Source organism: Ruegeria sp. SAZD013, from assembly GCF_059612525.1.
The window spans coordinates 118882-136759 of the sequence record NZ_JBXWQT010000037.1 but is presented as its reverse complement, the minus strand read 5'-3'; the positions used below and the strand labels follow the sequence as shown (position 1 = coordinate 136759).

The 17878-nt window shown below is 59.5% G+C and carries 20 protein-coding genes; 11 read left to right on the top strand and 9 right to left on the bottom strand.

What is annotated here, in order from left to right; genetic code table 11:
- Positions 1 to 222 precede the first annotated feature (222 nt).
- The gene (locus AC2FLU_RS18280) at positions 223 to 804 is read left to right on the top strand and encodes a methylenetetrahydrofolate reductase C-terminal domain-containing protein (RefSeq protein ID WP_480519165.1); all 582 of its coding nucleotides are present in this window, start codon (positions 223 to 225) and stop codon (positions 802 to 804) included.
- Positions 801 to 1790 (top strand): methylenetetrahydrofolate reductase, encoded by a 990-nt coding sequence (locus tag AC2FLU_RS18275; RefSeq protein ID WP_496812072.1) that lies wholly within the window; start codon positions 801 to 803, stop codon positions 1788 to 1790. The genes AC2FLU_RS18280 and AC2FLU_RS18275 overlap by 4 nt, the downstream gene beginning before the upstream one ends.
- 76 nt (positions 1791 to 1866) lie before the next feature.
- On the opposite strand, the gene AC2FLU_RS18270 is transcribed toward AC2FLU_RS18275, so the two are convergent.
- From AC2FLU_RS18270 to AC2FLU_RS18255, 4 genes are all read right to left on the bottom strand, one after another.
- On the bottom strand, positions 1867 to 2310 hold the full coding sequence (locus AC2FLU_RS18270; protein WP_267362989.1) for a MaoC family dehydratase: 444 nt from the start codon (positions 2308 to 2310) through the stop codon (positions 1867 to 1869).
- Between the two features lie 101 nt (positions 2311 to 2411).
- Positions 2412 to 3287, bottom strand: a complete 876-nt coding sequence (locus AC2FLU_RS18265) for a TIGR01459 family HAD-type hydrolase (RefSeq protein WP_496715562.1) — start codon at positions 3285 to 3287, stop codon at positions 2412 to 2414.
- 191 nt (positions 3288 to 3478) lie between these two features.
- Entirely contained in the window at positions 3479 to 4399 is a 921-nt protein-coding gene (locus tag AC2FLU_RS18260; protein ID WP_496715560.1) for a manganese-dependent inorganic pyrophosphatase, read from the bottom strand.
- A gap of 110 nt (positions 4400 to 4509) precedes the next feature.
- The gene (locus AC2FLU_RS18255; protein ID WP_480622110.1) at positions 4510 to 5490 is read right to left on the bottom strand and encodes a TraB/GumN family protein; all 981 of its coding nucleotides are present in this window, start codon (positions 5488 to 5490) and stop codon (positions 4510 to 4512) included.
- 109 nt (positions 5491 to 5599) lie between these two features.
- Here AC2FLU_RS18255 and AC2FLU_RS18250 point away from each other — a divergent pair, with 109 nt between their 5' ends.
- From AC2FLU_RS18250 to AC2FLU_RS18225, 6 genes are all read left to right on the top strand, one after another.
- Entirely contained in the window at positions 5600 to 6274 is a 675-nt protein-coding gene (locus tag AC2FLU_RS18250) for a DUF2161 domain-containing phosphodiesterase (RefSeq protein WP_496715559.1), read from the top strand.
- Positions 6275 to 6426: 152 nt separating this feature from the next.
- A complete protein-coding gene (gene groES / locus AC2FLU_RS18245) occupies positions 6427 to 6714 on the top strand; it encodes a co-chaperone GroES (RefSeq protein WP_209504786.1) in 288 nt (95 codons plus the stop codon).
- A 53-nt stretch (positions 6715 to 6767) separates the two neighbouring features.
- Positions 6768 to 8405 carry a chaperonin GroEL gene (groL, locus tag AC2FLU_RS18240; protein ID WP_480475465.1) on the top strand — a complete coding sequence of 546 codons (1638 nt, stop codon included), beginning with the start codon at positions 6768 to 6770 and terminating at the stop codon, positions 8403 to 8405.
- A gap of 246 nt (positions 8406 to 8651) precedes the next feature.
- Positions 8652 to 9503 carry a DMT family transporter gene (locus tag AC2FLU_RS18235; RefSeq protein WP_480475467.1) on the top strand — a complete coding sequence of 284 codons (852 nt, stop codon included), beginning with the start codon at positions 8652 to 8654 and terminating at the stop codon, positions 9501 to 9503.
- Positions 9504 to 9532: 29 nt separating this feature from the next.
- The gene (locus AC2FLU_RS18230; protein WP_496716172.1) at positions 9533 to 10306 is read left to right on the top strand and encodes an alpha/beta fold hydrolase; all 774 of its coding nucleotides are present in this window, start codon (positions 9533 to 9535) and stop codon (positions 10304 to 10306) included.
- Positions 10303 to 11454 (top strand): alpha-D-ribose 1-methylphosphonate 5-triphosphate diphosphatase, encoded by a 1152-nt coding sequence (locus tag AC2FLU_RS18225; RefSeq protein WP_496809350.1) that lies wholly within the window; start codon positions 10303 to 10305, stop codon positions 11452 to 11454. The genes AC2FLU_RS18230 and AC2FLU_RS18225 overlap by 4 nt, the downstream gene beginning before the upstream one ends.
- A gap of 65 nt (positions 11455 to 11519) precedes the next feature.
- Here the strand turns inward: AC2FLU_RS18225 and AC2FLU_RS18220 are convergent, their stop codons facing one another.
- The 4 genes from AC2FLU_RS18220 to AC2FLU_RS18205 form a co-directional block, all read right to left on the bottom strand.
- Entirely contained in the window at positions 11520 to 12587 is a 1068-nt protein-coding gene (locus AC2FLU_RS18220; protein WP_480475473.1) for a 5-(carboxyamino)imidazole ribonucleotide synthase, read from the bottom strand.
- A gap of 2 nt (positions 12588 to 12589) precedes the next feature.
- The gene (locus tag AC2FLU_RS18215) at positions 12590 to 13345 is read right to left on the bottom strand and encodes an NAD(P)-binding domain-containing protein (protein ID WP_496716168.1); all 756 of its coding nucleotides are present in this window, start codon (positions 13343 to 13345) and stop codon (positions 12590 to 12592) included.
- Positions 13342 to 13827 carry a 5-(carboxyamino)imidazole ribonucleotide mutase gene (purE, locus tag AC2FLU_RS18210; protein WP_209504779.1) on the bottom strand — a complete coding sequence of 162 codons (486 nt, stop codon included), beginning with the start codon at positions 13825 to 13827 and terminating at the stop codon, positions 13342 to 13344. Before purE ends, AC2FLU_RS18215 begins: the two co-directional genes overlap by 4 nt.
- A 76-nt stretch (positions 13828 to 13903) precedes the next feature.
- Positions 13904 to 14128: a YdcH family protein gene (locus tag AC2FLU_RS18205; RefSeq protein ID WP_209504778.1), complete on the bottom strand. Its 225-nt coding sequence runs from the start codon at positions 14126 to 14128 to the stop codon at positions 13904 to 13906.
- A gap of 163 nt (positions 14129 to 14291) precedes the next feature.
- On the opposite strand from AC2FLU_RS18205, the gene AC2FLU_RS18200 reads away from it, so the two are divergent.
- From AC2FLU_RS18200 to AC2FLU_RS18190, 3 genes are all read left to right on the top strand, one after another.
- Positions 14292 to 14705, top strand: coding sequence for an Hsp20 family protein (locus AC2FLU_RS18200; protein ID WP_058275530.1), 414 nt, complete (start codon positions 14292 to 14294; stop codon positions 14703 to 14705).
- 5 nt (positions 14706 to 14710) lie between these two features.
- Positions 14711 to 14935: a DUF1150 family protein gene (locus AC2FLU_RS18195; protein WP_480475477.1), complete on the top strand. Its 225-nt coding sequence runs from the start codon at positions 14711 to 14713 to the stop codon at positions 14933 to 14935.
- A gap of 93 nt (positions 14936 to 15028) precedes the next feature.
- A complete protein-coding gene (locus tag AC2FLU_RS18190) occupies positions 15029 to 15916 on the top strand; it encodes a PhzF family phenazine biosynthesis protein (RefSeq protein WP_480553926.1) in 888 nt (295 codons plus the stop codon).
- A 101-nt stretch (positions 15917 to 16017) separates the two neighbouring features.
- Here the strand turns inward: AC2FLU_RS18190 and AC2FLU_RS18185 are convergent, their stop codons facing one another.
- Positions 16018 to 17736 (bottom strand): bifunctional sulfate adenylyltransferase/adenylylsulfate kinase, encoded by a 1719-nt coding sequence (locus AC2FLU_RS18185; protein WP_480519148.1) that lies wholly within the window; start codon positions 17734 to 17736, stop codon positions 16018 to 16020.
- Positions 17737 to 17878 lie beyond the last annotated feature (142 nt).

Below are 17878 nucleotides of genomic sequence, written 5' to 3'. Positions count from 1 at the left end.
GCAGTTTGAATTCCAAGAATGCGATCCTGTGACTGAGCTTTGAACATTTCAGTTGGCCGGGAAAATGCATGAGGCCAATCCAAGTATTTCAGGCCAAGCGCCTCCAACCGCTTGATTCAAAAAAAACTCCGGGTTTAGACTGAAAATCCGGTTCCCTGGATTAAGGCGCACCGGATCAAAGCCCGGCGAGGTTCGAATGAACCCAGCACAGGAGGCAGACCCATGTACCGAATGCGACTGTTCGCGATTCGTCATGCCCGCACTTTCGAGTGGATCTATAAATGTGTCGAACGCGGCATGGTCGCGATGGACCCGATATTTGCAAAGATCGGATATAACCGCGTCGAACGCCCCATTGCACTGGTCGAGAAGGGCGTCAAAACACTGTTGTTTGATTGCAAGATGTGCGGGCAATGCGTGTTGTCATCCACCGGAATGTCCTGCCCGATGAACTGCCCAAAGCAATTGCGCAATGGCCCATGTGGCGGCGTACGTCCCGGCGAGTTTTGCGAGGTGAAGCCGGATATGAAATGCGTCTGGGCCCTGGCCTGGAACGGAGCCAGCCGCATGCGGCACGGAGCCGACAAGATAAAAGAAGTTCTTCCGCCGGTGGAGCACACGTTGAAAGGCTCGTCATCCTGGCTGCGGGTCAGCCGCGAGATTGCAGCGCACGAGCGCGAGACCCGGGATGCAGCCCGGTTGGCGCTGGCCGAGGCATTCCCCGAAGCGCGCGAGAATGAACCTTCTGCGGCACCACTGGCCGCCGAACCACCCAACGCGATAAACCGGGAACTGAAGAAATGAGTGATACCCATCGCAACGAGGTGGAGCCGATTCGCTATGTTCCGGTTCCCCAAGGACATGTGTCGCACAGCCGGTTGGAGAAGGTGCTCCGTTCAGGCCGTTTCGCAGTCACCGCCGAGTTGAACCCACCCGACAGTGCCGACCCCGAGGATGTTTTTCAGGCGGCCCAACCGCTTGGCGAAGTGGCTGACGCGATCAATGCAACCGATGCTTCGGGCGCGAACTGCCATATGTCCTCGATTGGGATTTGTGCCTTGCTGACGCGCGCGGGTTATTCTCCGGTCTATCAGATTTCCTGCCGCGACCGGAACCGGATTGCCATTCAGGGCGATGTTCTGGGGGCTGCGGCGTTGGGCGTCAGTAACGTGCTGTGCCTGACCGGCGACGGCGTCGGCGTCGGGGATCAGCCGGGGGCAAAACCGGTATTCGATTTCGATTCCCTGACCCTGTTGCGGACGATCCGCACGATGCGCGATCAGGGAATGTTCCTTTCTGGTCGTAAGATCACGCGCCCGCCGCAACTGTTCCTTGGTGCTGCCGAAAACCCCTGCATACCGCCTTATGACTGGCGACCTGATCGTCTGGCAAAGAAGGTTGAGGCCGGGGCCGAGTATATTCAGACCAATTACATCTACGACATTCCGCTGTTCGAGAAATTTATGGCGCGTGTGCGCGATGCGGGACTGGACAAGAAAGTGTTCATCATCGCGGGCGTCGGCCCCATCGCGTCAGCGCGTGCGGCACGCTGGATGCGCAGCAATGTTCCCGGCATTCACATCCCCGATCAGGTAATCGAGCGGATGGAGAAAGCCGAAAAACCAGCTGACGAGGGCAAAAAGATCTGTATCGAACTGATCCAGCAGATTCGCGATATCGCGGGAGTGTCCGGCGTTCATGTGATGGCCTACAGGCGCGAACACGTGGTGTCAGAGATCATTCTGGAATCCGGTGCGTTGAAAGGGCGAAAACGCGCCCGCCCGTCCTGAAAGGCACAGGCAAAAAACAGCGTCCAAACAAAAAAAGGCGCCGGTCGGGCGCCTTTTGCATGGAAGTGTTCGCCGATCAGTCGAACTTGCGCGACGGGGCCAGTACCATGGCTTCACCGATCAGCACCTTCTTGCCCTCGACCGAGCAATGGCAATCCAGTTTGACGCGACGCTTGGAAAAGTCGATGTCGATGACTTTGACCTCGGCGTAAACCATGTCACCAGGGCGCACGGGGGCCAAGAACTTTAGTGACTGCCCCATATAGACCGTGCCATGGCCCGGCAGTTGTTCGCCAATAACGGCCGAGATCAGCCCAGCTGTCAGCATTCCGTGCGCGATACGCCCTTCGAAGATTGTATCGCGGGCATAATCATCATCCAGATGCACCGGGTTCCGGTCTGTCGAGATCTGCGCAAACATCTCGATATCTTCGTCCGTCACCACTTTGCGCAGGTGGCGGGACATTCCCATTTCGATGTCTTCTATACAGATCGTTCCGCGTGGAAGATTGTCCAACATGTTGCCCTCACTCGAAATCGACCGAGAAAGAAAAAACCACTATCCGGCCCAGGTTGGCAACTTTATTACTTCGCAACTGCAGAAAATCAAGTCTTTTCTTGCTATCTCAATCGACCGATTGTGTAGGTTGGGTTGACCTTTTCCCTTTCGATATAAGCCGTTAGGGATTCGTGATCCGGATGGTGCGACGTTTTTGTCTCAGCAGCCGCCAGCCCGCCCGAAATGAACAGGGAATCAATGCCTTCACCCATGCCCCCCAGAATGTCCGTATGGGGGCCGTCGCCGATCACCAGAATGTCGCTGTCCGGGATATCATGGCCCAGTTCCTGCAACCTGCGGCGCGCCAGATCGTAGATCGGTGGGTGCGGCTTGCCGAAATACAGGCTCTCGCCGCCCATCTCGGTATAGAGCTTTGCCAAAGCGCCTGCACACCATTCGCGCACCTCGCCGCGATCGACAACAATGTCGGGGTTTGCGCACAGCAGCTTCATGCCCATCTGTTTGGCATAGAGGAAATCGGGGCGGTTCACGTCCGGGTCGGCCATCGGATCAAAAGGGCCACAGCAGACGATCCCTTCGGCCTCTCTCAGCGGGACACGTTCAATATGGATCGGGTGGTGCAGCAGTTTCAGGGGCTCGAAAAAGCCCGCATCGCGCTGCCATTCCCCCATGAAGTAAACCTTGTGCCCGACAGCACCACGGAACATCGCCGACCGTGCGGAATCGCCGCTGGTGGCAATGGTGTCATAGGCATCTGCGGGAACATTGAACTGCACCAGTTGCTCGGCCACACCCGCACGGGGTTTGGGCGAGTTCGTGACCAGAACAACAAGCCCCCCGTCCGCGCGATAGGCTTGAAGGGCTGCGACAGCTTCGGGATAGGCCGTGATCCCGTTGTGAACGCACCCCCACAGATCGACAAACAACGCTTTGTAGCGGGCGGAGATTTCGGACAGCGCGTGAACGATCTGGGTCATATGTGGCCTCAAGCTGAAACTGCACGAGCCTTATGACCGATTGGCAAGGGATTGGCCACCAATCGATCGGTGGCCGCCCTGTATTTCGTCGGTTGGGTAAAGGTCTGTTTAAGCGCAATGCCGAAGGCGCAGACTGAAGACCAATAATGCGAGGCCCGTTTTACTCAGAATGACGGACCCCGCGTGTTTTTTCAGACCTTCAGGTTCGGAATGATCTGCTTTTTACGGCTCATGATGCCCGGCAGAACCACGGCGTCGCCATCGACGGATGCACCAAAGCTTTTCTCGGCAACGGTTTTGACCAGATCATTGGGCACCAGCAGGGTGGCTTCCTCGTTCAGGATATCGACGACGAACAGCAGCACCTGATCGACACCGTCTTCTTTGGCGACATCCACCATCGAACCCGCCAGGCTTGCCTTGCGGTCCAGAATGACACCCGGCGCAGTGGTTTCCAGAACCGAGACGCGGAATTTGGTGCCATCGACTTCGTATTCCTTGCTGTCCATGCGGATCAGTTCGGCATCCGAGAAGGACGAGACATCCGATTTCGCCGCAAACATATCTGCCGAGTAAGCCGAGATATCCAGCTCCAACTCGGCTGCCAGCCGCTCTGCGACCTCGCGGTCATGGGGCGTGGTGGTGGGCGAGCGGAATTCCAGCGTGTCCGAAAGGATGCAGGTCAGTGCCGCGCCCTTGATGGCGTCGGGCATCTTGGCTGCATCGTCGCCCATCAGGTCAACCATGATGGTGGCCGTGCAGGCCAGCGGGCGCACGGTGATGTCGATCGGGCCTTTGGTTTCCAGACCACCGACCAGCTTGTGGTGGTCGATGATGGCGCGGATGTCAGCGTCATTGACGTTGGCGGGCAGTTCGGCAGGGTTGTTGGTGTCGACGATAACCACCGGAGTGTCCGCTGCCAGATCGTCCAGGATGCGTGGTTTGGGCAGATCCCAGTTGTCCAGCATGAACGCCGCTTCGGTGTTGGGCTCGCCCAACAGCACGGGCTCGGCCTGCACACCTTTGATTTCGTTGAGGTACCACGACCACAGGATCGGCGAGCCTGTGGAATCGGTGTCGGGGGATTTGTGACCAAATACGAGCGTTGTCATGTCAGCGTCCTGCGGAATGGAAATTTGCGCGCGTTATAGGGCGGACAAACGTCCTTGTCACGCCACAGCAGCCCGTCTGCGACGCTTGGTCTGAAAACCGCTGAACCAGCTTAGAAAGCGGCGCGTGTCAGCGTGTATCCGGCCTGCTCCAGCTGGTTCAGCAAACCGTGATCGTCACTCAGATGACCTGCGCCGACCGCGATCACTGCCGTCTGATCCGTGATGGCCAGAATATGCTCCATCCACAGGGCATTTCGCTGGACAAGCATCTGCTGCTCGAACCCGTTCCATTCCTCATCGAAGACGTCCCGGCTCAGCCCGGATTCCTCGAACCCCTGCAGGCGGGCGAGTTGTATGATCTCGGCGTGCTTTTCTTCCAGATATCCATTGGCCATGGTGGCCAGTTGATCGTTGCTTCCCATCATCGCCCCGGACAGCCGCACCAGCGACTCGACCTGCTGTTCCAGAGGGTGGCTGTCGAACATGGCGATCAGGTCGTCGATACGTTCCAGCGAGTATTGCGGAATGCCGTTTTCTGCGGCCAGATCGTTCAGGCGGGCGTCCATGCCGTAGGTCCCGTTCGGATCTTCCATCATGCAGGGCGGGATGCTCAGCATCATGCTCAAGAACCACGGTCGCATTTTGGCAGCCATCCAGCCGGGAATGCCGCGCTGGTGCAACGCGGTCGAGAATGCGGCCCAATCTTCATCTCCCATCAGGTCGATCAGGGTCGGCCCGGAAGTGATCATTACGGCGCTGAGATTATTGGCCAGATTCTTTTCGAAAGCATCCATGTCAGTCTGGGTGACTTCGAAATAGAATGCGTCAGCCTGGCTCAGGTCCGGAGACAGGCGTTCAACCACCTTTTCCATACGTTCGTCATAAGTGTGCAGGGTGCCAACGATGTGCAGAACCGTATCATCCTTGCGCGCAATCCAGTGGTTGCCTTCCGGAAAGGGGATGTCCGCCACGGCGCGTTGCAACTCGGCCCGCGCGTCATCTGACAGCAGTGGGCGCAGGTCCTGCCCATCGCACGCAGCCGCAGCCGTGATCGGGGCCAGTAGAAAAGCGAGAAACGTCAGCAGGCGCATGAACCTATCCGGTGTTGTGTCATCAAGGTGTCCCAGACATAGCCATGCCTGCGGCCCATGTTCAAGCAACCCGTCTGGTATTCCTCAACAATCTGCGTAGCATAGGCCCATGAACCGCGAGCAGGACCTCTATCCCCCGATCAAGGCGCTTTTGGAGCGTCAGGGATACACCGTCAAAGGAGAAGTGGGCGCAGCCGATATCGTCGCCATGCGCGAAGACGAGCCGCCTATGATTGTCGAACTCAAGCTCAGGTTCACGCTGTCCCTTTTCCATCAGGCGATTACCCGCCTGAAACTCACGGATCAGGTCTATATCGGGGTCAGCAAACCCACCGGGCGCACGGCCCGGCGGGCGCTCAGGGACAATCTGGCGCTGTGCCGCAGGCTTGGTCTGGGTCTGATCACCGTACGTGCCGATGGCACGGTCGAGGTGCAATGCGATCCGGGCCCATATGTGCCGCGCAAGGACAAGGCCAGGGCGGCGCGGCTGCTGCGCGAATTCGCCCGGCTGGAGGGCGACCCCAATTCCGGGGGCGCGACACGTCACGGGATCGTGACGGCCTACCGTCAGGATGCGCTCAAATGCGCGGCCTTTCTGGCCGAACACGGCCCAGCCAAAGGGGCCGAGGTTGCCAGATCTGTGGGTGTTCCGGTCGCCACCCGGTTGATGCGGGAAAATCACTATGGGTGGTTCGAGAAGGTTGAAAAAGGTGTCTACGCTCTTACCTCTGAGGGAACAGACGGCTTGAAACACTGGGCGTACAGCTGGGAACAGGCTGACTGAGGCGTTGTTAAAAAAATCCCAAACACCTTGTTGACTCGGCGTTTTAGACTCCCTAGCTATGCGTCGTTATCACTCATACACACCGAGTGCTAACGCCTCGTCGAAAGGCGAGGGGAGGATAAACAAAACTTTGAGCCCAAGGAGCTGCAAAGATGGCATTGAAACCGCTTCATGACCGTGTGCTGGTTCGCCGTACCGAAAGCGATGAAAAAACCGCAGGCGGACTGATCATTCCTGACAGCGCAAAAGAAAAGCCCAGCGAAGGCCAAGTCGTCGCAACCGGCGAAGGCGCGCGCAAGGACAGCGGCGAGCTGATCGCAATGGCGGTCAAGGCTGGCGACAAGATCCTGTTCGGCAAATGGTCGGGCACCGAGGTTCAGGTCGACGGCGAAGAGCTGCTGATGATGAAAGAAAGCGACATCATGGGGATCATCGAGTAAGCCCGCGCTTTCTCTGATCTTCCACTCAACACATTTTCTCAAGGAGAAACGACATGGCTGCAAAGGACGTCAAGTTCGACACCGATGCCCGCAACAAGATGCTCCGGGGTGTGAACATCCTGGCGGATGCTGTCAAAGTGACCCTGGGCCCCAAAGGCCGCAACGTGGTACTGGACAAATCCTTCGGCGCACCGCGCATCACCAAAGACGGTGTTTCGGTTGCCAAGGAAATCGAACTGGAAGACAAGTTCGAAAACATGGGCGCGCAGATGGTGAAAGAAGTCGCCAGCCGCACCAATGACGAAGCCGGTGACGGCACCACCACCGCGACCGTTCTGGCGCAGGCCATCGTAAAAGAAGGCCTGAAGCAGGTTGCAGCGGGCCTGAACCCGATGGACCTGAAGCGCGGTATCGACCTGGCAACAGCCAAAGTTGTCGAAGGCATCCGTGCTGCTTCGCGTGAAGTCAAAGACTCGGCAGAAGTTGCTCAGGTTGGCACCATCTCGGCCAACGGCGAAGCTGAAATTGGCCAGCAGATCGCAGACGCGATGCAGAAGGTCGGCAACGAAGGCGTCATCACCGTCGAAGAAAACAAAGGTCTGGAAACCGAGACCGATGTTGTCGAAGGGATGCAGTTCGATCGTGGCTACCTGTCGCCTTACTTCGTCACCAACGCAGACAAGATGGTGGCCGAGCTTGACGACTGCCTGATCCTGCTGCACGAAAAGAAACTGTCCTCGCTGCAGCCGATGGTTCCGCTGCTCGAGCAAGTGATCCAGTCGCAAAAGCCGCTGCTGATCATTGCAGAAGACGTTGAAGGCGAAGCGCTGGCGACTCTGGTTGTCAACAAACTGCGCGGCGGCCTGAAAATTGCTGCTGTCAAGGCACCGGGCTTCGGCGATCGCCGCAAAGCCATGCTGCAGGACATCGCAATCCTGACCGGTGGTCAGGTGATCAGCGAAGATCTGGGCATGAAGCTTGAGAATGTCACCATGGACATGCTGGGCACCGCCAAGAAGATCGAGATCAGCAAAGACGAAACCACCATCGTCGACGGTGCTGGCGAGAAAGCCGAGATCGAAGCACGTGTTGCCCAGATCCGCACCCAGATCGAAGAAACCTCGTCGGATTACGACCGTGAGAAGCTGCAGGAACGCGTTGCCAAACTGGCAGGCGGTGTTGCCGTTATCCGCGTCGGCGGCATGACCGAAGTTGAAGTGAAAGAGCGTAAGGACCGTGTGGACGATGCTCTGAACGCAACACGCGCAGCCGTTCAGGAAGGCGTCGTTGTAGGCGGTGGTGTTGCTCTGGTTCAGGCCGGTAAAGCACTGGAATCGCTGAAAGGCGCGAACGCTGATCAGGACGCAGGCATCAACATCGTGCGCAAGGCCATCGAAGCGCCGCTGCGCCAGATCGCCGAAAACGCAGGCGTTGACGGCGCGGTTGTTGCAGGCAAAGTGCGCGAGTCTTCGGATCCGGCCTTTGGTTTCAACGCTCAGACCGAAGAATATGGCGACATGTTCTCGTTCGGCGTGATCGACCCGGCCAAAGTTGTTCGTACCGCTCTGGAAGACGCGGCATCTGTTGCCGGCCTGCTGGTCACTACCGAAGCGATGGTTGCAGACAAACCGCAAAAAGATGCACCTGCTGGCGGCATGCCCGACATGGGCGGCATGGGCGGCATGATGTAAGCACGTCGAATTCGCCTCGGCGAATTCTGACGACCCCTGACAGGCGTTTGGCTGCAAGGTCAAGCTGTCGAGAGGGGAAGCCAAAGTGCTAACGGACGGGGTCGCCTTTTGGCGGCCCCGTTTCGTTCCTGATAGCCGCAATGCGGCCACGCCTCTGGCGGGGGTATTTTGGAAAAGATGAAGGCAGCTCCGCGTGTGCCCGAATTGTGAGTGTCCAACCTGCCGCCAAGTCGGTATGTGGTTGAAATGCGACTGTTCCTTCTGACCGCCCTGACCATGTGCGCCTTTGCGGCGAACTCCATTCTGAACCGGCTGGCTATCGACAGCGGATCCAGTGATCCCGCGGGGTTTGCCATTATCCGGGTTCTGGCGGGGGCGCTGGTTCTGGCCGCACTGGTTGTGCTGCGCAGAGGACATTTGCCGCTGCGCACCTGCAGGCGGTTCATCGGGGCCGGGTCGCTTTCCCTGTATATGATCGGGTTTTCCATTGCCTATCTGACGTTGGATGCGGGGCTGGGCGCGCTTATCCTTTTTGCCGTTGTGCAGATCACCATGTTCGCCGCCAACGCCCTTACCGGGACCAAACCTACCCGGCGGCAACTGGCCGGGGCAGCGATTGCACTGGGTGGTCTGGCCTGTGTCCTGTGGCCCACAGGAACAGTGCAGGTCGATCCAACCGGAACCGTTTTGATGATTGCCGCCGGGATCGGCTGGGCGGCCTATTCACTGGCCGGACGGTCCGAGCCTGACGCATTGCAGGGCACGGCAGCGAATTTCATCGTCGCGCTGCCGGTGACCGCGCTGGCCCTGATGGCCACAGGGGCAGAGTGGCACATGACCGGAATGGGCTATCTCCTCGCGGCCCTTTCGGGTGGCGTAACATCTGGTCTGGGATACGCCTTGTGGTATCGCGTCCTGCCCCGGCTGGCACCTTCGACGGCGGCAGTCGTTCAGCTCAGCGTGCCGGTGATCGCGATTGTGGGCGGCGTGGTGCTGTTGGGGGAAAGCGCGGGTGTGCGGCTGCTTGTTGGTGCGGCGCTGGTTTTGGGCGGTATCGCGCTGGCTGTCCTGCGACGTCAACGCGGGAAGGGCTTTTAACGCAGGCGCACAGGCTTTATCTGGCGGGTATGAGAATTCTGATCGCTCTGCTTCTTTGTCTTATTCCGGCCGTGGCCAACGCGAAATGCGTTGTTCTGCTGCACGGTCTTGCCCGGACCGAGGCGTCGTTTAGCGTGATGGAGCAACTGTTCAAAGCGAATGGCTATTCCGTGGTGCGCCCGGGTTACCCATCGACCGAAATCGGTATCCCCGAACTGGCCGAACAAACCATCCCGCAAGCGTTTGCAGCCTGCGGTACTGATACCGTCAATGTTGTCGCACATTCGATGGGCGGCATCCTGTTGCGGTATTGGTTGCAGGACCACAGCCCTGAAAACATGGGCCGTGTCGTCATGCTGGGGCCGCCCAATCAGGGTAGCCAACTGGTCGATGAACTCAGCGCGTGGGAGGTGTTCGGATACCTAAACGGTCCGGCCGGTCTTCAACTGGGTACGGGCCCGGATGGTATTCCCAGCCGCCTGCCGCCCGTGGATTTCGAACTGGGTGTCATCGCAGGTGACCAGTCATTGAACCTCGTGTTTTCGTCTCTGATCGACGGTCCTGACGATGGCAAAGTGTCGGTCGAATCCACCAAGGTCGAAGGCATGGCCGATCATCTCGTCTTGCCGGTGACCCACACCTTCATGATGAACAACCCGCAGGTCATGGCGCAGTCTTTGCACTTCGTCGAATTTGGTCGGTTTGATCCGCAGATCACTTGGCTGGATGGTGTGATGGACGTAATAGACGAGATCTGCATCGGGCAAAATTGCTCGGAACCGGGGCCGGAGCCATCAGAATGACCACATTGGATCTGACATTGACCGGTGCCGAGGTTCTGCTACCGGATGAAGGGCTGTCACGCGCGGAGCTTTCCCTTGCGGATGGGGTCATTCAGAAAGACGCAACCGGGCGGCGGATTGACCTGACCGGGTTTCTTGTTCTGCCAGGTATTGTCGACTTGCACGGCGATGGGTTCGAACGCCATATCGCCCCACGTCGCGGCGCGATGAAGCAGATGAATGAGGGCATTCTGTCGGTCGAGGCCGAACTGGCCGCCAACGGCATCACCACAGCCGTTCTGGCGCAGTTTTACAGCTGGGAAGGCGGTGTGCGCGGCCCGGACTTTGCCGCGCAGGTGTTTGCGGCCATCGCAGCGGTCAAGGGCAGCACGGTCACCGATCTGATCCCGCAACTGCGGTTCGAGACCAATATGCTCGCGGATTTCGACGGGCTGGCCCGTCGCATCGCCGATTGGCAGGTGCCATACGTGGTCTTCAATGACCACCTGCCGCATGATCGTTTGGCACAGGGCAAGAAACCACCGCGCCTGACCGGGCAAGCCTTGAAGGCCGGGCGAAATCCGGAGGCACATTTTGAGATGCTGCTCGACATGCACGCCCGCAAGGCTGAGGTTCCGGCGGCGCTTGTAGCGCTTTGTTCGAAGCTTGCGGACATGGGCGTGCGTCTGGGCAGCCACGATGACGCAACTGCCGAGGCGCGCGCTTGGTGGCGCGGCCAAGGGGTGCACATTGCCGAGTTTCCCGAAACGCTTGAGGCCGCCGAGGCCGCGCGCGCTGCCGGGGATCACGTCATTCTCGGCTCGCCCAATGTGGTCCGCGGCGGCTCGCATAAGGGCAACGCCAGCGCGGTAGAGCTGATCGCGATGGGGCTCTGTGATGCGCTGGCCTCGGATTACCATTATCCCAGTCCACGCCGCGCGGCGTTGATGCTGGCCAAAACCGGGCTGCTGGATTTCGCAGGGGCCTGGGCGCTGATCTCATCCGGCCCCGCGCGGGTGCTGGACTTGCAGGACCGGGGCACGCTTGCCGCGGGCAAACGCGCCGATCTGGTAATCCTTGATGCAACCACTCACCGGGTTGCCGCGACACTGGCGGGCGGGCGCGTCAGCTATATGTCAGGGGATATCGCGTCGCGCTTTGTGGGGTGAAACCAGACCAGCTTCACCTTTTTCCAAATACTCTCGCCGAAGGCATCGCGCCGTAGCGCGATATTCTACCGCTTGATCCGGTTGAAATGTCCCATCTTGCGACCGGCCTTGATCTCGGCCTTGCCGTAAAGATGCAGTGCGACGTCCCGTTCGCGCGCCAGCTCGGGCACGCGGTCCATATCGTCGCCAATCAGGTTCTCCATGACCACATCCGAGTGGCGCTGCCCGTCGCCCAACGGCCAGCCCGCCACCGCGCGGATGTGCTGTTCGAACTGGTCTACGGCGCAGCCATTCTGCGTCCAGTGGCCCGAGTTATGCACGCGCGGCGCGATCTCGTTCACGATCAGCCCGCCGGGTGTAACGAACAGTTCGACCCCCATGACACCGACATATTCCAACGCGTTCAGAATATTGGCCGCAAGCAGGATGGCATCGGTGCGCTGGGCAGGGGACAGGCGGGCGGGGATGGTGGTGGTGTGCAGAATGCCATCGCGGTGCACATTCTCACCCGGGTCGAAACAGGCCACCTGACCGTCCAGCCCGCGCGCAGCAATGATCGAAACTTCGTGCGAAAAATCAACGAACCCCTCCAAAACGGCAGGCGCGCCAGCCATGTCGGCCAGCGCGGCCTCGGCATCCCCGGGGCTGCGCAATCTGGCCTGCCCTTTGCCGTCATAGCCAAAGCGGCGGGTCTTCAGTATCGCAGGCGTGCCGATTACTTCGATAGCCGCATTCAGGCTATCCAGATTGGTGATATCCGCAAACGGGGCCGTTTTCAGGCCAAGCCCCTGCAGGAACGTCTTCTCGGTCAGGCGGTCCTGACTGACCCTCAATGCCTCACGCCCGGGGCGAATGGGGCGATGGGCTTCCAGAATATCCAGCGCCTCGGTCGGGATGTTCTCAAACTCATAGGTGATGACGTCCACCGCATCGGCAAAAGCCGTCAAGGCGTCGACATCGTCATAGGCCGCTGTCGTTACCCGATCCGCAACCTGTCCGGCAGGCGGGTTTGCGCCCGGCTCGTAGATGTGGCTGACAAACCCCAGCCGAGAGGCCGCCACCGACAACATCCGGCCCAGCTGGCCGCCACCCAGAATCCCGATCACCGCACCTTGGGCGAGCATCTCCGCCATCTTCAATTCTCCAAACGTTTTCCAATTGCGCCAAGCGCCGCTCTCAGCGCCTCATGCGCGCCCTGTTCGATCAGGGTGCCCGTCATCTGCAGGCTCAGAGTACCTTCGGTCGCCAAAGCGTCGCGCTCCTGTGCCAACCGCCCGGCTGTGCCTTTCTCCATCGCGGCGAGAAAACCAGCCATCAACTGCGTGGCATAGAACTCGGCCTCGTCCGCATCGCCGGTCATGTCACCCAGCCATTTGGCCCCGGTGGCCATCAAATCCAGAATGCCGGGAACCATGGCACAAATTGCAAAATGCGCGTTCAGCGCCGCCTCATCCGCAACCTTGACCACGGGGTTTTCCGGCTCGAACAGCTCGGCCAGCAAGCGGTCATTTCCAAATGCCGCCATCGGGCAGCCACCGGACTGCAAGAACCCCAGCGGGATGGTCTGCACGAAATCCGACGCCGGTGCGCAAAGCTTGGCCAAATCCTTGGCGGAAACGGCCGCCATCACCGACACGACCTGCTGATCGGCGCGAAAGGTCAGGGGAGTCAGAACCTCGGCCGCGATATGCGGGCGCAGGCACAGAAACACGATGTCCGAGGTGTCAATCACCGCCTGCGGCGGCGCGATAGCCACACCCAGTTCGGCCTTCAGGGCGGCCGAGACCTCGGCGTTGCGTTCGGTCACGCTGATCTCATGCCCTTTGGCGGCCATCAGCCGCGCAATCGGCGCGGCGATATGCCCGGTGCCGATAAACCCGATTCTGCTCATCCCTGCGGTTCCTCGGGGATCGAGGCTGACAAGGCCTCGCGCCAGGCATCCAGCCGCGCGGCCAGGGCCTCATCCTGCAAGGCCAGAATGCCCGCCGCCATCAGGCCCGCATTGGCCCCGCCAGCGGACCCAATTGCCATGGTCGCCACGGGAAATCCCTTGGGCATCTGCACAATGGAATACAGCGAATCCACCCCCGACAGGGCCCGCGTCTGCACAGGCACGCCAATCACCGGTACCCGTGTTTTCGAGGCCATCATGCCCGGCAGATGTGCCGCGCCACCTGCGCCCGCGATGATCACCTGCAACCCGCGCGACACGGCGGTCTTGCCATAGTCCCACAACCGGTCCGGGGTGCGATGGGCCGAAACGATACGCGCCTCATAAGCGATGCCCAGTTCATCCAGAATATCTGCGGCTTCCTTCATCGTGGGCCAGTCCGACTGGCTGCCCATGATGATCCCCACTGTCACATCGCTCATCCGCTTACGTCCCCGCGCTCAGAAAGAGCGCGCACTATAGCCAAATCCGCTTTTGTGGCAATGCGGTACAGGGTGTTCAGGCAATGATATCGGGGGTCAGGCGGTCTTCGATCAGGCGGATGAAGTCTTTCAGGCGCAGTTTTTCCTTTTTCAGACGCCGAAGGGTCAACTGATCAGCCGTTCCTTTTTCATGCAGCGCCTCGATCGCTTCATCAAGGTCGCGGTGCTGGCGGCGGAAAACCTCCAATTCAACCCGCAGAACTTCATCGGTTTTCATCGAAAGGTCGGTGGGCGCGTTCATTGGCGACTCGGGCTTGTTGTGGTGCTTGCCCAACAAGATAGTGTGTCAGACGTTATCGCGCCAGACCTTGTGGACATCCTGGTTTCTTCCCATATTCTATAACAAGCGGTTGCCGGAACGGGACCGCGCACCACGTCGCTTTGACAATAAAGGACGAAAATACGTGTCGAAACTTACTCTTGGCTCATACCCGCATCTTTTGGGGTTCGAGCAGCTGGAACGCCTTCTGGAACGGTCTGCAAAGGCCGGTAATGAAGGATACCCGCCCTATAATATCGAACAGACCTCGGACTTTTCCTATCGCATCACCCTTGCCGTGGCCGGGTTCGCCGAAGAGGATCTGTCGATCACCATCGAGGATCGCCAACTGGTGATCCGGGGCCGTCAGCGCGACGACAGCGAGGGGCGCATCTTCCTGCACCGTGGCATCGCGGCGCGTCAGTTTCAGCGCATGTTCGTGCTGGCCGACGGGGTCGAGGTGGGCGAGGCGATTATGGAAAACGGTCTGCTGCATGTGGATCTGACCCGCGCCGTGCCGGAAACCGTGGTTCAGACAATCAATATACGGAAGGGGTAAGAGCTATGAATACACCGATTGAAATCAACACCGAAGGCAATCGTATCGTCTATGTGAAAACAGTCGACGTTGCCGATCTGCCGCGTGATCTGCGCGATCAGGCAGGTGATCTGGATCACCTTTATGCCGTGCACGATTCCGATGGGCAGCAACTAGCGCTTGTGGCCGACCGCAAGCTGGCTTTCGTTCTGGCCCGTCAGCACGACCTGTCACCTGTGGCCGTTCACTGAACGGCCCCTTAGCCCGGGCGGGGCTGAAACGTTGCCCGCAACACATGCGCATCGGCGAAACTGCCGCTTTTAACCTGTAACGGAGCCGACTGCATGAGCTGGTTTGAATTCGACTGGGTAGACGCCTTCACCAATCGTGCATTTGGCGGCAACGGTTGTGCCGTGGTCCATGGCGGCGTGGGTCTCTCGGCCGAGGTCTGCATGGCATATGTGCGCGAAACCTCTCTGGTCGAATGCACATTCACCGGCCCGTCCGACGTGGCCGACATCCGCGTCCGGTATTTTCTGGCCAGCCGTGAAATTCCCTTTGCCGGGCACCCGACGATTGCCACCGTAGCGGCGATGCGGTCGCGCGGTATGATCTCCGGCGATAATCTGACGCTGGAAACCGGCGCGGGTCTGGTTTCGATCGGATTGCAGGGCGACCAGATCGAAATGACGCAGGTCGCACCGCAATTTGGTGCGCATGTGCCTGCCGATCTGGTGGCAAAGGCGATCAGCCTGCCGCAAGAAGCCATCATCTCGCCACCCCGGATGGTTTCAACCGGCTTGCCCTTCTGTATCACCGTTCTGCGCGATCATGACGCGTTGCGCGCGGCCCGCCTGTCCGAGGGCGCGCTGCGGAAAGTGGCTGCGAGGGCAGGGTATTCCGGCTCGGATATGGCCGAGCCTTTCCTCGTGACGCTCCAAGGGGCCACCGATGCGGGCGATACGTTCTCGCGCCTGCTTATGGCCCCGCCCAGCCCGCCCGAGGATCCGTTTACCGGGTCCGCCACCGGGGCCATGGCGGCCTATCTGTGGAGATACGGGCTAATGACCAAAGACAGTTTCGTTGCGGAACAGGGTCACGATATGGGCCGCCCCGGTCAGGCCGTGGTCACGCGCGTTGGACCCGCCGACGCGATGACAGGGATCAGGGTTGCCGGTCAGGGGCATATCCTGATGCGCGGGCAGGTTGACCTGCCAGAGACCGCGCAATAAACGAACCGGCTCACACCCGGCGACGTCCCCAAACACCTCAGCCCCGTCAAAACAAAAACGGCCCCCGTAAACCGGAGGCCGCTTCGTTTCATTCATCAGATTCAGCCGGCTGCGATCAGGCCCATGCTTTCCAGCTTCAGCAACACCTGATGGGCGCAGTTGTCGACCTCGACATTCTCGGTCTCGACACGCAGCTCGGGGTTCTGAGGCACGTCATACGGGTCCGAGATGCCGGTGAATTCCTTGATCTTGCCCTCGCGGGCCAGCTTATACAGACCCTTGCGGTCGCGCCGCTCACACTCTTCGATGGTGGTCGCAACATGCACTTCGCAGAAGGCACCGAACTGCTCGATCTCTTCGCGCACCGCGCGGCGTGTGGTGGCATAAGGTGCGATCGGGGCGCAGATGGCGATGCCACCGTTCTTGGTGATTTCGGATGCCACATAGCCGATCCGGCGGATGTTCAGGTCGCGATGCTCTTTCGAGAAACCCAGTTCGGATGACAGGTTTTTTCGCACGATATCGCCATCCAGCAACGTGACCGGACGACCCCCCATCTCCATCAGCTTGACCATAAGCGCGTTGGCGATGGTGGATTTGCCCGAGCCCGAGAAGCCGGTGAAGAACACGGTAAAGCCCTGCTGGCTGCGTGGCGGCTTGGTCTTGCGCAGCTCGGCCACAACTTCGGGAAAGCTGAACCATTCGGGGATTTCCAGGCCCTCGGCCAGACGGCGGCGCAGTTCGGTGCCCGAGATGTTCAGGATCGTGACATTGTCCTTATCCAGAATCTCGTCATTCGGCTCGTATTGCGCGCGTTCCTGCACATAGACCATGTGTTTGAAATCGACCATCTCAACGCCGATCTCATCCTGGAATTGGCGGAACAGATCCTGCGCGTCATAGGGGCCATAGAAATCTTCACCGGCCGAGTTCTTGCCCGGGCCCGCGTGATCGCGGCCCACGATGAAATGGGTGCAGCCATGGTTGGCACGGATCAGCCCGTGCCAGACCGCCTCGCGCGGGCCAGCCATGCGCATCGCCAGATTCAGCAGGCTCATCGAGGTGGTGGATGCGGGATACTTGTCCAGCACCGCCTCATAGCAGCGCACGCGGGTAAAGTGGTCCACGTCGCCGGGCTTGGTCATGCCGACGACCGGGTGGATCAGCAGGTTGGCCTGCGCTTCCTTGGCAGCGCGGAAAGTCAGCTCCTGATGCGCACGGTGCAGCGGGTTGCGGGTTTGGAAGGCCACGATCCGGCGCCAGCCCAGTTTACGGAAATAGGCGCGCAGCTCGTTTGGTGTATCGCGGCGACCGCGGAAGTCATAGTGAACGGGCTGCTGGATGCCAACAATAGGGCCACCCAGATAGACCTTGCCCGCCACATTGTGCAGATAGTTCACAGCCGGGTGGGCATCGTCATCGGCGCCAAAAACCTTCTCAGCTTCGCGCGCCTTGTTCGGGGTCCAGCGGTCGGTCACCGTCATGGTGCCCAGGATCACGCCTTCCTGATCACGCAGCGCGATATCCTGACCCAGTTCGATCTTGTCCGCAAAATCTTCGCTGACGTCCAGCGTGATGGGCATCGGCCACAGGGTGCCATCAGCCAGACGCATGTTTTCAACGACATTGTCGTAATCGGCTTCGCTCAGGAAACCTTTGAGCGGATTGAAACCGCCATTCATCAGCAGTTCCAGATCACAGATCTGGCGCGGGCTCAGATCCCAACTGGTCAGGTCGGCGGCTTCAACCTTCAGTTTCTGGGCCGAGTCGTACGACACATAAAGTTCGGGAATGGGGGCCAGATTGCTTAACATCGTCATCTGAATACTCTTATCGCAGTGTTGTGTTGCCAGTGATTCAAGGGCGTTTTCGCGGCATTTGCACCGACTGTCGCGCGAAGTCCACTGGCGTCAATGAAACAAAGGACGATATGCGCTGATTTCTCGCGGATTGGAAGGAATT

What these genes read in the sequence shown, in the direction of transcription:
- AC2FLU_RS18280 (WP_480519165.1), top strand. Translation starts at nt 223, where the DNA reads ATGTACCGAATGCGACTGTTCGCGATTCGTCATGCCCGCACTTTCGAG.
- AC2FLU_RS18275 (WP_496812072.1), top strand. Translation starts at nt 801, where the DNA reads ATGAGTGATACCCATCGCAACGAGGTGGAGCCGATTCGCTATGTTCCG.
- AC2FLU_RS18270 (WP_267362989.1), bottom strand. Translation starts at nt 2,310, where the DNA reads ATGTTGGACAATCTTCCACGCGGAACGATCTGTATAGAAGACATCGAA.
- AC2FLU_RS18265 (WP_496715562.1), bottom strand. Translation starts at nt 3,287, where the DNA reads ATGACCCAGATCGTTCACGCGCTGTCCGAAATCTCCGCCCGCTACAAA.
- AC2FLU_RS18260 (WP_496715560.1), bottom strand. Translation starts at nt 4,399, where the DNA reads ATGACAACGCTCGTATTTGGTCACAAATCCCCCGACACCGATTCCACA.
- AC2FLU_RS18255 (WP_480622110.1), bottom strand. Translation starts at nt 5,490, where the DNA reads ATGCGCCTGCTGACGTTTCTCGCTTTTCTACTGGCCCCGATCACGGCT.
- AC2FLU_RS18250 (WP_496715559.1), top strand. Translation starts at nt 5,600, where the DNA reads ATGAACCGCGAGCAGGACCTCTATCCCCCGATCAAGGCGCTTTTGGAG.
- groES (WP_209504786.1), top strand. Translation starts at nt 6,427, where the DNA reads ATGGCATTGAAACCGCTTCATGACCGTGTGCTGGTTCGCCGTACCGAA.
- groL (WP_480475465.1), top strand. Translation starts at nt 6,768, where the DNA reads ATGGCTGCAAAGGACGTCAAGTTCGACACCGATGCCCGCAACAAGATG.
- AC2FLU_RS18235 (WP_480475467.1), top strand. Translation starts at nt 8,652, where the DNA reads ATGCGACTGTTCCTTCTGACCGCCCTGACCATGTGCGCCTTTGCGGCG.
- AC2FLU_RS18230 (WP_496716172.1), top strand. Translation starts at nt 9,533, where the DNA reads ATGAGAATTCTGATCGCTCTGCTTCTTTGTCTTATTCCGGCCGTGGCC.
- AC2FLU_RS18225 (WP_496809350.1), top strand. Translation starts at nt 10,303, where the DNA reads ATGACCACATTGGATCTGACATTGACCGGTGCCGAGGTTCTGCTACCG.
- AC2FLU_RS18220 (WP_480475473.1), bottom strand. Translation starts at nt 12,587, where the DNA reads ATGGCGGAGATGCTCGCCCAAGGTGCGGTGATCGGGATTCTGGGTGGC.
- AC2FLU_RS18215 (WP_496716168.1), bottom strand. Translation starts at nt 13,345, where the DNA reads ATGAGCAGAATCGGGTTTATCGGCACCGGGCATATCGCCGCGCCGATT.
- purE (WP_209504779.1), bottom strand. Translation starts at nt 13,827, where the DNA reads ATGAGCGATGTGACAGTGGGGATCATCATGGGCAGCCAGTCGGACTGG.
- AC2FLU_RS18205 (WP_209504778.1), bottom strand. Translation starts at nt 14,128, where the DNA reads ATGAACGCGCCCACCGACCTTTCGATGAAAACCGATGAAGTTCTGCGG.
- AC2FLU_RS18195 (WP_480475477.1), top strand. Translation starts at nt 14,711, where the DNA reads ATGAATACACCGATTGAAATCAACACCGAAGGCAATCGTATCGTCTAT.
- AC2FLU_RS18190 (WP_480553926.1), top strand. Translation starts at nt 15,029, where the DNA reads ATGAGCTGGTTTGAATTCGACTGGGTAGACGCCTTCACCAATCGTGCA.
- AC2FLU_RS18185 (WP_480519148.1), bottom strand. Translation starts at nt 17,736, where the DNA reads ATGACGATGTTAAGCAATCTGGCCCCCATTCCCGAACTTTATGTGTCG.